This is a genomic window from Streptomyces sp. a15, from assembly GCF_059026085.1.
Genome location: NZ_JBWLKM010000002.1, coordinates 208,631 through 221,297 on the forward strand (window position 1 = coordinate 208,631; position 12,667 = coordinate 221,297).

Sequence of the window (12,667 nt, forward strand, 5' to 3'; positions counted from 1 at the left end):
TTACGGATCGAGGTCGTCGCCCGACCGCTCGTCGAAGATTCGCATGGCCTTGGCGGTCACCGGGCCCGGTGCGCCCGGCAGTTCGCGGTCGTCGACGCGGTGCACGGCCTGGACGTCCCGCAGGGTGGAGGTCAGGAAGACCTCGTCGGCCCGCTCGAGGACGTCCAACGGCAGGTCCGTCTCCTTGGCGCCCGTCCACTCGACGGCCAGGGCGCGGGTGATGCCGGCGAGGCAGCCGGAGGCGAGCGGCGGGGTGTGGATCTCGCCGTCGAGGACGACGAAGACGTTCGACCCGGTGCCCTCGCAGAGCTGTCCGACCGTGTTGCCGAACAGCGCTTCGGAAGCCCCCTGTTCACGGGCGCGGGCGAGGGCGACGACGTTCTCGGCGTACGAGGTCGTCTTGAGGCCGGTGAGCGCGCCGCGCTCGTTGCGGGTCCAGGGGACCGTGATCACGGCCGTGGTGTCGGGGCGGCGAGTGGTCTCGCCGAGCGCGACCACGAGGGTCGGGCCGTGTTCGCCGCGGTCGGAGCCGAGCGGGCCGTGGCCGCCGGTGTACGTGATGCGCAGCCGGCCGAGCGGCATCGGGTTGGCCTCGACGACGGCGGCGCAGGCGCGGCGGACCTCGTCGAGATCGGGGTCGGGCAGGCCGAGGCCGCGCGCGGAGCGGGTCAGCCGGTCGAGGTGCCGGGTGAGCGCGAACGGCCTGCCGTGCACCGCCTTCACCGTCTCGAAGATGCCGTCGCCCACGGTCAGCCCGTGGTCGAAGACGGAGACACGGGCGGACTCCATGTCCTGCAGCCCGCCGTCGAGCCAAAGCTTCACTGGTCTCTACCCCTCTCCACTCACCTCGTACAGACCCGACGCTACCGCGAGCAGCCGGGACGCCTTCAGCTCGGTCTCCGCCCACTCCGCCTCGGGGTCGGAGCCCCAGGTGATACCGGCGCCGGTACCGAAGCGCAGTACGCCCTCCGCACGGTCGACCCAGAAGGTCCGGATGCCCACGGCCAGCTCACCGACGCCCCGGTCGGCATCCACCCAGCCGATGCCGCCGCAGTACGGCCCTCTGGGCCCCCTCTCCAGCTCCTCGATGATCCGCAGCGCGCTCGACTTGGGCGCGCCGGTGACCGACCCGGGCGGGAAGGCGGCGGTGAGCAGCTCGGGCCATCCGGCGTCCTCGCGCAGCTCGCCGCGGACGGTCGACACGAGGTGGACCAGACCGGGGTGCTTCTCGACGGCGCACAGGTCGGGGACGGTCACGCTGCCGGTGGCGCAGACGCGCCCGATGTCGTTGCGGACGAGGTCCACGATCATCACGTTCTCGGCGTAGTCCTTCTCCAGGAGGTCCGCCTCGGTGTGTCCGGTGCCCTTGATCGGGCCGGACTCGACGACCCGTCCGTCGCGCCGCAGGAACAGCTCGGGCGAGGCGGTGGCGATCTCCACGCCGTGGCCGGGCAGGCGGATCGTTCCTGCGTACGGCGCCGGGTTGCCGCGCGCCAGCAGTGCCGTGAGGGCGTCCACGTCGGCGTCCGGCGCGAGGGGCGCGGACAGCACCCGGCAGAGATTGGCCTGGTAGACCTCGCCTGCGGCGATGTACTGACGGATGAGCCGAACCCCGGCCGTGTACGCGGCGCGATCGAGGGACGACGACCAGTCACCGGCGGCGGGCCCCCGCCACTCCCCCGGCACCGGGGCGGGCACCGGCTCCTCCCGTACGTCCTCGAAGCGGGCGCAGGTCAGGCGGCCCTCGAAATCCGCGCACACCGCCCAGAAACCGGTGGAGTCGAGTACCGCGGGATCGCTGGTGACGTCGAGGAGACCGGTGGCCACGCGGTCGCCGAACCGGGCGAGGGGAGGGAGGTCGAGCACGCTGTCGAGTCTAGGGGCGGGTGTCCGGCACGTGACCTGGCCGTGTCCCTCCCAAAGCCCCGGGCACGTCCCTGAGCAGGCGCAGCGCAGCACGCTGCGCAAACGCGTTTTTGTACTGGCCCCGGAATCCGCTAGAGTTCAGACGTCGCCGGGACGCGGAGCGTACCGAAACGACAGGCGGACGTAGCTCAGTTGGTAGAGCGCAACCTTGCCAAGGTTGAGGTCGCGAGTTCGAACCTCGTCGTCCGCTCGAAGGAACAGGGGTCTTCCCGGCCCCCTACACTCCTGGTGGAGTGGCCGAGAGGCGAGGCAACGGCCTGCAAAGCCGTCTACACGGGTTCAAATCCCGTCTCCACCTCCAAGGACGATTAGCTCAGCGGGAGAGCGCTTCCCTGACACGGAAGAGGTCACTGGTTCAATCCCAGTATCGTCCACTGGATCTTCCAGCACGTACGGCGAGATCCGACCCGCGCGATTAGCTCAGCGGGAGAGCGCTTCCCTGACACGGAAGAGGTCACTGGTTCAATCCCAGTATCGCGCACGCAAAGCCCATGATCCGCTCCTCGGAGTGCACATCGTGATCGTGGTCCCGAGGACGATTAGCTCAGCGGGAGAGCGCTTCCCTGACACGGAAGAGGTCACTGGTTCAATCCCAGTATCGTCCACACACCGAAGCCCCCGGCCCAGCGGCCGGGGGCTTCTCCGTGTACCGGGCAGCTCTCAGCTGTCAGCTGGAGAACAGCATGCGCCCGAAGCCCTTGTTGCGGTGGTGACCCTGGTGGCCGTAGTGGCCGCCCTGCGGGGCGCCCCACGCGGGAGCGGCGTGCGCGCCGGGAGCGGCCGGGTACTGCGGGGCGGCCGGGGGCGGCGGGACCGCCGGCTGGGACCACTGGGACTCCAGGCGGGTCAGCGACTCCAGCTCGCCGTAGTCGAGAAATATGCCGCGACAGCCACTGCACTGCTCGATCTGGACGCCGTTGCGGTTGTACGTGTGCATCGGCGCATGGCACTTCGGACACTGCATGGTCGGCTCAACTCCTCGCCGGTCGGTCCTGCTTAGTGTTTCGCCAGGACAGACTCTGTCCGGCTGCGGTCGGTTGCACCCTACTTGGGGAAACCTGACGCCGATTCCGGCGGGGCGGAACCCATCCGGTCACAGGCGTCGACCAGTGCCACCTCCACCTCGTCCAGGGGACGGTCCGCCGCGACGGCCTTGGCGATCGACCGGGCGGCGGTCTGCACGGTGAGGGCGCGGGCCGGGACGTCCAGTGCGGGCCAGGGGGCACCGACCGCGGGGACGGCCGGGCCGCCCGCCGTGCGGTAGGCGGTCAGGAAGCGGGTCCACTCGTCCGGCGGGAGCAGTCCGCAGGCGTACCAGGCCGCGGGGCGCGCGAGGTCCCAGGCCGGGACGCCGACGCCGAGGTCGTCGACGTCGATGAGCAGCCACGGGCCGTCGGGGGCGGGGTGGCGGACCAGTTGGCCGAGGTGGAGATCGCCGTGGCAGAGCGTGGCGGTGTCCGGCATGGGCGTCTCGGCGCGGGCCCAGGCGGGGAGCGTGGACCAGGCGTGCAGGACGGGGGTGGTGGCGGGATGCTGGGCGGCTGTCGTGCGGAGGCGGGTGACCGCGAGGGCGGCTTTGGCGGGGCCGCGCATGGGGGGCAGGGGGGTGTCGGCTGACGGTGAGGCCAGGGCCGTGGTGGGCGTGCGGTGGAGGCGGGCGAGGAGGGTGGCGGCGTCCTCCCAGGGAGCCGTGTCGGGATCTTCCGGGTCCACGGGGGTGCCGTACGGCCAGAACGTCACGAGCCTGCCGTGCAGGTCGGCCGGGGTCGGACTGAGCGGGGGGAGGAGGATTCCGGGGAGGTGGGTGGCTGCAGTGAGGCGAGGGATCAGGTCGGTGCGGGTGGTGTCCGGGGCGTGAGCCTTGGCGACGGTGCCGGCGTGACGGACGACTGTGGCGTCGGGGCGGTCGGCGAGGGTGGCGGTTGCTCCGCAGGGGCAGGCGGATGCTGCCGAGTGGGCCTTGGCCCTGGCTCGGGTCGTGAGGTCGGACAGCAGGGCGTGGGTCACTGGGCTCCTGGCGCGCGCGGGCGGTTCGCTCGCGAGGGTACGCAAGGTTGTACGCGGTGCCGAGCGCGCCGCTGGCTGTCCGGTCACCCGGCGTCGGTGCGGGCACCTGCAGGGGGCTCCGCCCCCGGACCTATGCCCACCACTCGGCTCGGTCGGTCGAGAGGCGACCGTCCTGGGGGCTCCGCCCCCAGACCCCCGGCCTATGCCCACCCACCACCCGTCTCGGTGGGTCGGCAGGTGGACGCACGCGCCTGCAGTCGCGTACGGCGGGAAGGGGACGTGTCGGGGGGTGTCCGCCCGCAGCGGTTGGCGCGTCAACGCCAGCACCTCAACAGCCGACCGATTCCGCGCCGTTCCGAGGACGGACACCCCCCGGCGCGGCCCCGACCCCCACCCAACGCAAGGCGCTACGCGCGCCCCCGGCATCCCGCCGGTTTCGGGCGCAAAGCAATGCCGGCGCAGCTCCCCAGCTGCGCCGGCATTTTTGCCGTCCGCCGCACCCCCGTCCCCACGGGGTTTCATGGCAGGATGTCCCCGCCCGGACCGCTCTTCCGGGCCTGGGGTCGCCGCTCAGCGCCCCAGCATCACTCCCACGGACGACGCTTGTGTGGCCACTGTCTCCCAGCCGTCGAAGACGAGGAGGAGCAGGGCCGCCAGGGGAAGGGCCATGAGTGTCGCCACCAAGGGGTGGCGACGGCCCGTGCGGCGGGGGCGGAGCGCGATGCGCTCCTGGGTGCGAACCAGTGTCCGCGGTGCCGTGTAGGCCATGGTCCCTCTCCTGACCGTTCTGTTGTGGTTGGCAGCGGCGGGTGTCTGACCTCGGGGGACGAGTGCTGCACCCGCCGCTTGACCTCAAATCTAGGCGTCCGGCGCTCGGCGCACGTCATGCCCTCGTACCGATTGCCGGGCCTCCCGGAGGATGAGCCGTGACCTGCGTTGTACTCCCGTGGGTGGAGACGGGGACCTAGGTCTCGGGGTCTTCCCGGAGGGGGCGCCCGCTGTGCCCCGCTTTCTCCGAGCTGTCCTCTCGCGGAATCGGCTGCTCGACCAGCGCCAGGACCCGGTTCGCCATGAAACGGGCCGTACGGACGACGGAGCCGTTGCGGGTGACTTCGCTCACTTCAACGACACCTCGGCGCACCGCTGTCTCCACCCGGCGGCCCGCCCTGCTCGCCACCACCTCGTACGTACGCGTCGTGTCCCCGGCGTCCACGACTATCTCCACGCGATCACCCTTCACGGGTTCAATCCCCCTTCTGCGACGGGTGGTTGGGGTCACAGACCCTCCCAAGTCGCCCTGCCCGCGAGCTCCCTGACCACTCTTCAATTCTCCCACCCGGCACTGACAATCCATCGGGCCGAGAGGGCGCGGCCTCTGCGCGCGGCGGGCCGTGGAAACGTAAGCTGTGGCACGTCACACGGACCGGGCAGCGGGGATGAACATGGCGATGATGCGCCTGAGGCGCGAGGACCCGCGCGTCGTCGGCTCGTTCAGGCTTCACAGACGGCTCGGCGCGGGCGGGATGGGCGTTGTCTATCTGGGCTCCGACCGCAAGGGCCAGCGGGTCGCGCTCAAGGTGATCCGGCCTGATCTGGCGGAGGACCAGGAGTTCCGCTCGCGGTTCGCGCGTGAGGTGTCGGCGGCGCGGCGCATTCGCGGCGGGTGCACGGCACGGCTCGTCGCCGCCGATCTGGACGCCGACCGGCCGTGGTTCGCCACGCAGTACGTGCCCGGGCCCTCCCTGCACGACAAGGTCGCCGACGAGGGGCCGATGGGCGCCGCCGACGTGGCCACCGTCGGGGCCGCCCTGTCGGAGGGGCTGGTGGCGGTGCACGAGGCCGGGGTGGTGCACCGGGACCTCAAGCCGTCCAACATCCTCCTGTCCCCCAAGGGCCCTCGCATCATCGACTTCGGCATCGCCTGGGCGACGGGCGCCTCGACGCTCACCCATGTCGGCACGGCCGTCGGCTCCCCCGGCTTCCTGGCGCCCGAGCAGGTGCGCGGCGCCGCGGTGACACCCGCCACGGACGTGTTCTCCCTCGGCGCGACCCTGGCGTACGCGTCGATGGGCGACTCGCCCTTCGGGCACGGCAGTTCCGAGGTGATGCTGTACCGCGTCGTACATGAGGAGGCGCAGCTGCACGGCGTACCGGACGCGCTGGCTCCGCTGGTGCGGGCGTGCCTCGCGAAGGATCCTGAGGAGCGGCCCAGCACGCTTCAGCTGTCGCTGCGGCTGAAGGAGATCGCCGCCCGGGAGTCGCAGGGGCTGGCGGACGTACGGCCGCCCGCGCCGCGCGCCGGTGAGGCGGACCGGCCCACCGGGCGGCTCGCCGACACCTACCCGGAGCGGGCGCCGCAGCGGCGTCCGCAGGGACAGCAGGGCACCCCGGGCGCGCAGGGGACTCCCCCGCCGCGGAGTGGTGCCGCCTCCCGCGGTCCCGCTCCGGTGCGGGGCGGGACTCCCTCACGGGGTGGCAGTGCCTCGCGGGGCGGCGGTTCGTCGTCGCGCTCGGGGGCGCCGCGGAGCACGACGCGTTCCGGCGGCGGGAGTCGTCCGGCGTCGCGCGGTGGTGCCGGCCGGCCGACGCAGAGAGGCACGGGCACGGGGCGGCGGCCCGCCAATCCGCGGCTGCTGCGTCAGCGGCTGTTCGTGTTCGTCGTGGTCACACTGCTCGTGGCGCTCGGCATCGCCGCGGCGCAGGGCTGTCAGGGGCCCTCGCGAGGGCTCGGCGGCGAGGGGAACGTCGTACGTGATCAGCAGGAGCAGCCGGTGCGGGACGGGCGGCCGGGCCACGAGCCGTTGGACGCGCCGCTGATGTCCGAGCGGTACGAGCCGACGCTCACGGCGTCCGACTAGGCGCTCCGCCGGGATCGGCGGGGCGGCTGCCTAGAGTGCGGGGCGGCCCGTCGCCACGGCGTAGAAGGCGACCGCGGCCGCCGCGCCCACGTTGAGGGAGTCGACTCCGTGGGCCATGGGGATGCGGACCCACTCGTCGGCGGCCACCAGGGCCTGGGTGGAGAGGCCGTCGCCCTCGGCGCCGAGCATCAGGGCCACCCGGTCCATCTTGTGCGGGGCGGCTTCGTCGAGGGTTCTGGCCTTGGGGTCCGGGGTGAGGGCGAGGAGGGTGAAGCCGGCCTCGCGGACCGACTCCAGGCCCTTGGGCCAGGTGTCGAGGCGGGCGTACGGCACGGAGAAGACCGCGCCCATGGAGACCTTCACGCTGCGGCGGTAGAGGGGGTCGGCGCAGTCCGGGGAGAGCAGGACCGCGTCCATGCCGAGGGCGGCGGCCGAGCGGAAGATCGCGCCGATGTTGGTGTGGTCGTTGACCGACTCCATGACGACGACCCGGCGGGCGGTCTGGAGGAGGTCGGCCGCCGTGGGCAGCGGCTTGCGCTGCATCGAGGCGAGCGCGCCGCGGTGCACGTGGTAGCCGGTGACCTGCTCGGCGATTTCCGGGCTGACCGCGTACACCGGGGCCGGGAGCTCGTCTATGACGTCCCGCATGACGTCGACCCACTTGGCGGACAGCAGCATCGAACGCATCTCGTATCCGGTGTCCTTGGCCCGTCTGATGACCTTCTCGCCCTCGGCGATGAAGAGGCCCTCGGCCGGCTCGCGCTTGCGGCGCAGCTCGACGTCGGTCAGGCCCGTGTAGTCGTGCAGGCGCGGGTCGTCGGGGTCCTCGACGGTGATGAGATCGGCCACAGGGTGATACTGCCTTGTCCTGGGTGCGGTGCCAACGGCTTGGGACGGGTTGTGTTACCCCGGGTTACGCGGAGGTCTGCGGTCCCACGCCCACCACTTCGCCGATGACGATGACCGCCGGGGGCCTGACCTCCTGCGTACGGACCGTCTCGGCGACCGTCGCGAGCGTCGCGTCGACCCGGCGTTGCGCGGCCGTCGTGCCCTCCTGGACGAGGGCGACCGGGGTGTCCGGGGACTTGCCGTGGGCGACCAGGGTCTCTGCGATCCTGCCGATCTTGTCGACGCCCATGAGGATCACGAGCGTGCCGGTCAGCTTGGCCAGCGACGCCCAGTCGACCAGGGAGCGCTCGTCGTCGGGGGCGACATGGCCGCTGACCACCGTGAACTCGTGCGCGACCCCGCGGTGGGTGACCGGGATGCCGGCCGCGCCCGGGACCGAGATCGAGCTCGAGATGCCCGGGACGACGGTGCAGGGGATGCCGGCCTCGGCGAGCGCCTGGAGCTCCTCCATGCCGCGGCCGAAGACGTACGGGTCGCCGCCCTTCAGCCGTACGACCGACTTGCCCTGCTTGGCGTGCTCGATCAGAGCGTTGTTGATGGCCTCCTGGGCCATGAAACGGCCGTACGGGATCTTCGCCGCGTCGATCACCTCGACGTGCGGGGGAAGTTCGGCCAGGAGGTCGCGCGGGCCGAGGCGGTCGGCGATCACCACGTCGGCCTCGGCGAGGAGGCGGCGGCCGCGAACCGTGATCAGGTCCGGGTCGCCGGGGCCGCCGCCGACGAGGGCGACGCCGGTCGTGCGCGTGCGGTGGTGGGGGGCGACCAGGGTGCCGTCGCGCAGGCCCTCGACGACCGCGTCGCGGATGGCGGCGGTGTGGCGGGGGTCGCGGCCGCGCGCGTCGGTGGTGAGGACGGCCACGGTGACGCCTTCGCTGGTGCCGGTGGCCGGGGTCCAGGCCGTTGCCGCGTCGGCGTCGTCGGAGCGGACGCACCAGACGCGGTGCGCCTCTGCTTCGGTGGAGGCTCGGGTGTTCGCTTCGGGGTCGCTGGTGGCGATCAGGGCGTACCAGGCGTTCGCGAGGTCGCCGTCGGCGTACGTGCGTCGCTCCCAGGTGATCTCGCCTGCGTCCGCCATCGCTTCGACCGAGGGGGTCGCTTCCGGGGATACGAGGAGGATGTCGGCCCCCGCCGCGATGAGTGCCGGGAGGCGGCGCTGGGCGACCTGGCCGCCGCCGAGGACGACGACCCTGCGGCCGGTGAGGCGGAGGCCTACGGGGTAGGCGGGGTGTTCGGCCATGAGGGTGCGGCTCCTCGGTGCGGTGCGGTGGCCCTGACGTGCGGATTTTACTGGGCAGAGGCGGGTGACGGCTCAGGTGGTCCGGTGGCTGAGCACGTCGTCGGCTGCGGGTGCGCGGTCCGTGGTCACCCGTTCCACCCTGCGGAGTGGCACGGGGACCGGTCGGCCTCGACCGAGACCCGCGGAACGACTGCCCACGGACCACAGACGCCTACTTCTCAGTTACCCCTGCGGAGTCGAACGTCGCCACCTCGTGCATCGCTCTCGCCGTGCTCTGGACCAGCGGGAGCGCCAAGAGCGCGCCCGTGCCCTCGCCCAGGCGGAGGTCCAGGTCGACCAGGGGGCGCAGGCCGAGTTTGTTCAGCGCGGCCACGTGGCCCGGCTCGGCGCTGCGGTGGCCGGCGATGCAGGCCGCGAGGACCTCGGGGGCGATCGCGCGGGCGACCAGGGCGGCGGCGCCGGCGCTGACGCCGTCCAGGATCACCGGCGTACGCAGGGAGGCGCCACCGAGGAGGAGACCGACGATGGCGGCGTGTTCGAAGCCGCCGATCGCGGCGAGGACGCCGATGGGGTCGGCCGGGTCCGGCTGGTGGAGTTCGATGGCGCGGCGGACGACCTCGGTCTTGCGGGCGAGGGTCTCGTCGTTGATGCCGGTGCCGCGGCCGGTCACGTCGGCCGGGTCGGTGTCCGTGAAGACCGAGATCAGGGCCGCCGAGGCGGTCGTGTTGGCGATGCCCATCTCGCCCGTGAGCAAGGCCTTGTTGCCGGCCGCCACCAAGTCGCGGGCAGTCTCGATGCCCACCTCGATGGCCTGCTTGGCCTCCTCGCGGGTCATCGCGGGGCCGGTGGTCATGTCGGAGGTGCCCGCGCGGACCTTCCGGGGAAGGAGCCCGGGAGTCGCGGGGAGCTCGGCCGCCACACCGACGTCGACGACGCAGACCTCGGCGCCCACCTGGGCCGCGAAGGCGTTGCAGACGGCGCCGCCGCCGAGGAAGTTGGCCACCATCTGGGCGGTGACCTCCTGCGGCCAGGGGGTGACCCCCTGCGCGTGGACGCCATGGTCGCCGGCGAAGATCGCGACGGCCGCGGGCTCCGGGATCGGGGGCGGGCACTGACGGGACAGCCCGGACAGCTGCGCGGAGATGATCTCCAGCATGCCGAGCGAGCCGGGCGGCTTCGTCATCCGCTTCTGCCGCTCCCACGCCTCGCCGAGCGCCTTGGCGTCCAGCGGGCGGATCTGCGCGACGGTCTCGCCGAGCAGGTCGTGCGGCTCCTCGCCGGGCAGCGCGCGACGGCCATACGTCTCCTCGTGGACCACCCACGACAGCGGGCGGCGCTTGGACCAGCCGGCCTGCATCAGCTCGGGCTCGTCCGGGAACTCGTCGACGTACCCCACGCAGAGGTACGCGATGACTTCGAGGTGATCGGGCAGGCCGAGGGCGCGGACCATCTCGCGCTCGTCGAAGAAGCTGACCCAGCCGACCCCGAGGCCCTCGGCGCGGGCGGCGAGCCAGAGGTTCTCGACCGCGAGCGCGGCGGAGTACGGGGCCATCTGCGGCTGGGTGTGCCGGCCGAGGGTGTGGCGGCCGCCGCGGGTCGGGTCGGCGGTGACGACGATGTTCACCGGGGTGTCGAGGATCGCCTCGATCTTCAGTTCCTTGAACTGTTTCGCCCGGCCCTTGGGGAGGGACTTCGCGTAGGCGTCCCGCTGGCGCATGGCCAGTTCGTGCATGCTGCTCCGGGTCTCCGCCGAGCGGATGACGACGAAGTCCCAGGGCTGCGAGTGGCCCACCGAGGGGGCGGTGTGGGCCGCCTCCAGGACGCGGAGCAGCACCTCGTGCGGGATCGGGTCGCTGCGGAAACCGTTACGGATGTCGCGGCGTTCACGCATGACCTTCAGGACGGCCTCGCGCTCGGCGTCGTTGTAGGCGGGCGCGGCCGGGCCGGTGGACTGTCGTACGTCTTCCACTGGCGCGGTGCTCATTTCTTCCTGGTCCTGCTGGTCCTGCTGGTCTTGTCGGTCTTCCTGGTCGGCGGCCCGGGTGTCCAGATCCTCCGCGTGCTGTACGAGTTCCGGGGCCCCCTCACGGGGGGCGGGGACCGCGGCGACAGGTTCCGTGGTCTGCGGGTTCTCGGGGGGGAGGGTCATGGCGTGCGGAGGGGTCGGCGCGAGGTGCGGAGTGGTCGGCACCGAGCCCTCGACCTGGACGAACCGGCCCAGGGGCTGGTCGGCGTGGTACTCCGGGGCAGTGCCGTCGGGGGCCGCGAACTGAGGCTGTTCCTCCGGGAGTTCGGCTGCCTGTGGCTGAGGGGCGGCGAGGGACGCGTCCGGGACGAGTTGCGGGCCCTGCGCGTCCGCAAGGGGCGCCTGGCTCTGCTCCGGCGCAGCCTGGTCGGCTGCCGCGTGCTGGGCAGACGGCTCGGGGGTCACGGCCGCGGGCACCTCTTCGGCGGGGGCCGTGGAGCCGTCCGCGGGCTGCGGGGCCTGCGCGGCGTCCGGGAAGGGTAGGGCTTCCGGGGCGGCCATCTGCGCGTGCTCGGTGACGGGCGCCGGGGCCGGGGCGGGCTGTACGGCGTCCTGGGCGGCGGCTTCGGGAAGCTGTGCCGGGTTCATCGAGGAGTCGGGGGTCGGGATCTGCGCTGCGTCCAGGGGAGCGTCGGCTCCAGTGGTCCCGGGCTCCGCGGTGGCGGGCTCCGCGGGGGCGGTCTCCGCGCCCGGCGCGACTTCGGAGGCGATGGCCTCGGAACCCGGCGGGATCTCAGGGGCAGGGATCTCGGACACCGCCGGGATCCCGGGGGCGGCGGCCTCGGGTACCTGTGCGGTCATGGACGCGGGGTCGACCTCGGCGAAGTGCGCTGCCTCCGGGCCCTCTACGGCGTCCGGAGCGGGGGCGGCTCCCAGGACCGGCTCAGCGGCGTCCGCGACGAGGTCGGCCGCCGGTACCTGTCCGGCGTCGGTGTCGGGTTCCTGGCCGGCGTCGACAGTGGCGTCGGTGCCCGGCTCGTGGAGGGCGTGGGCAGCGGGGTCGGTTGCCTCGGTCTGTCCGCCCGCTGCGGGAAGCGGTGCCGCCTGCTCGGTTTCCGCGGTGGCAGCGGCCTCGTCCTGTACGGCGGCCAGTGCCTGCCCCTCGTCCGAAGCAGGCGCGGTCACCGGAACCTGTACCGGATCCGGCGCCTGTACGGCGTCCGGAGCCTGTACGGCGTCCGGAGCGTGCGTCTCCGCGGAGACCTGCGGGACGTCACCGCCCGGCGCGGCCTCGCCACCGCCCGGCGCGATCGCGCCACCCTGAGGAGCCTCCGCGGCGTACCCGTCCTCTTGGACCTCCGCGGTCGGCGCGCCGGCTGCACCGGCGTCCTGGACCAGCGGTGCGAGCCCCTCGTCCTGGCTCTGGGGAGCCTGTGTGGTCACGTCTCCCTGAGCCTCGGGTGACTGCGCGAACTCACTGCCCTGGCCGTCCGGGACCTGAGCGAATCCGGCACCCTGACCCTCCGGACCCTGAGCGACCGCGCCGCTCTGGCCCTCCGGAGCCTGCACGAACCCACCGCTCTGACCGTCCGGGACCTGAGCGAATCCGACACCCTGCCCCTCAGAACCCTCAGAACCCTCAGAACCCTGAGCCACCGCGCCACTCTGGCCCTCCGGAGCCTGCACAAACCCACCGCTCTGACCGTCCGGGACCTGAGCGAATCCGACACCCTGCCCCTCAGAACCCTCAGAACCCTCAGAACC

General features: G+C 72.6%; 10 protein-coding genes and 5 tRNA genes. 6 read left to right on the forward strand and 9 right to left on the reverse strand.

Annotated elements, in window-relative coordinates; genetic code table 11:
* Together AC5P09_RS03955 and AC5P09_RS03960 are read right to left on the reverse strand one after the other, a co-directional pair.
* Complete coding sequence (locus AC5P09_RS03955; RefSeq protein ID WP_493872460.1) at nt 1–822, reverse strand: aminotransferase class IV; 822 nt, start codon at nt 820–822, stop codon at nt 1–3.
* A gap of 6 nt (nt 823–828) precedes the next feature.
* Nucleotides 829–1,866 carry a chorismate-binding protein gene (locus tag AC5P09_RS03960; RefSeq protein ID WP_493872461.1) on the reverse strand — a complete coding sequence of 346 codons (1,038 nt, stop codon included), beginning with the start codon at nt 1,864–1,866 and terminating at the stop codon, nt 829–831.
* A gap of 177 nt (nt 1,867–2,043) precedes the next feature.
* Here AC5P09_RS03960 and AC5P09_RS03965 point away from each other — a divergent pair.
* The 5 genes from AC5P09_RS03965 to AC5P09_RS03985 all read left to right on the forward strand — a co-directional run bounded on the left by AC5P09_RS03965 (nt 2,044) and on the right by AC5P09_RS03985 (nt 2,531).
* Nucleotides 2,044–2,116 (forward strand) — tRNA-Gly (locus AC5P09_RS03965).
* A 37-nt stretch (nt 2,117–2,153) separates the two neighbouring features.
* Nucleotides 2,154–2,227: transfer RNA gene (locus tag AC5P09_RS03970), tRNA-Cys, on the forward strand.
* A 1-nt stretch (nt 2,228) separates the two neighbouring features.
* Nucleotides 2,229–2,300, forward strand: a tRNA-Val gene (locus AC5P09_RS03975).
* A 35-nt stretch (nt 2,301–2,335) separates the two neighbouring features.
* Nucleotides 2,336–2,407, forward strand: a tRNA-Val gene (locus AC5P09_RS03980).
* A gap of 52 nt (nt 2,408–2,459) precedes the next feature.
* Nucleotides 2,460–2,531 (forward strand) — tRNA-Val (locus AC5P09_RS03985).
* A gap of 62 nt (nt 2,532–2,593) precedes the next feature.
* On the opposite strand, the gene AC5P09_RS03990 is transcribed toward AC5P09_RS03985, so the two are convergent.
* From AC5P09_RS03990 to AC5P09_RS04005, 4 genes are all read right to left on the reverse strand, one after another.
* Nucleotides 2,594–2,890, reverse strand: a complete 297-nt coding sequence (locus AC5P09_RS03990) for a TFIIB-type zinc ribbon-containing protein (RefSeq protein ID WP_493872462.1) — start codon at nt 2,888–2,890, stop codon at nt 2,594–2,596.
* Between the two features lie 80 nt (nt 2,891–2,970).
* Nucleotides 2,971–3,933, reverse strand: coding sequence for a phosphotransferase (locus tag AC5P09_RS03995; protein ID WP_493872463.1), 963 nt, complete (start codon nt 3,931–3,933; stop codon nt 2,971–2,973).
* A gap of 570 nt (nt 3,934–4,503) precedes the next feature.
* Nucleotides 4,504–4,701, reverse strand: a complete 198-nt coding sequence (locus AC5P09_RS04000; RefSeq protein WP_053748661.1) for a hypothetical protein — start codon at nt 4,699–4,701, stop codon at nt 4,504–4,506.
* 196 nt (nt 4,702–4,897) lie between these two features.
* Nucleotides 4,898–5,173, reverse strand: a complete 276-nt coding sequence (locus AC5P09_RS04005) for a DUF8836 family protein (RefSeq protein ID WP_030038485.1) — start codon at nt 5,171–5,173, stop codon at nt 4,898–4,900.
* Between the two features lie 196 nt (nt 5,174–5,369).
* On the opposite strand from AC5P09_RS04005, the gene AC5P09_RS04010 reads away from it, so the two are divergent.
* Complete coding sequence (locus AC5P09_RS04010) at nt 5,370–6,791, forward strand: serine/threonine-protein kinase (protein ID WP_493872566.1); 1,422 nt, start codon at nt 5,370–5,372, stop codon at nt 6,789–6,791.
* 30 nt (nt 6,792–6,821) lie between these two features.
* Here the strand turns inward: AC5P09_RS04010 and AC5P09_RS04015 are convergent, their stop codons facing one another.
* The 3 genes from AC5P09_RS04015 to cobT all read right to left on the reverse strand — a co-directional run.
* Entirely contained in the window at nt 6,822–7,640 is an 819-nt protein-coding gene (locus tag AC5P09_RS04015; RefSeq protein WP_266442860.1) for a TrmH family RNA methyltransferase, read from the reverse strand.
* A 64-nt stretch (nt 7,641–7,704) separates the two neighbouring features.
* On the reverse strand, nt 7,705–8,937 hold the full coding sequence (gene cobA, locus AC5P09_RS04020; RefSeq protein ID WP_493872464.1) for a uroporphyrinogen-III C-methyltransferase: 1,233 nt from the start codon (nt 8,935–8,937) through the stop codon (nt 7,705–7,707).
* Between the two features lie 211 nt (nt 8,938–9,148).
* On the reverse strand, nt 9,149–12,667 hold a 3,519-nt coding region (gene cobT, locus AC5P09_RS04025), incomplete at its 5' end, for a nicotinate-nucleotide--dimethylbenzimidazole phosphoribosyltransferase (protein WP_493872465.1).

Coding starts and splice junctions, on each gene's coding strand:
- AC5P09_RS03990 (WP_493872462.1), bottom strand. CDS start 2,890: ATGCAGTGTCCGAAGTGCCATGCGCCGATGCACACGTACAACCGCAAC.
- AC5P09_RS04000 (WP_053748661.1), bottom strand. CDS start 4,701: ATGGCCTACACGGCACCGCGGACACTGGTTCGCACCCAGGAGCGCATC.
- AC5P09_RS04010 (WP_493872566.1), top strand. CDS start 5,370: ATGAACATGGCGATGATGCGCCTGAGGCGCGAGGACCCGCGCGTCGTC.
- cobA (WP_493872464.1), bottom strand. CDS start 8,937: ATGGCCGAACACCCCGCCTACCCCGTAGGCCTCCGCCTCACCGGCCGC.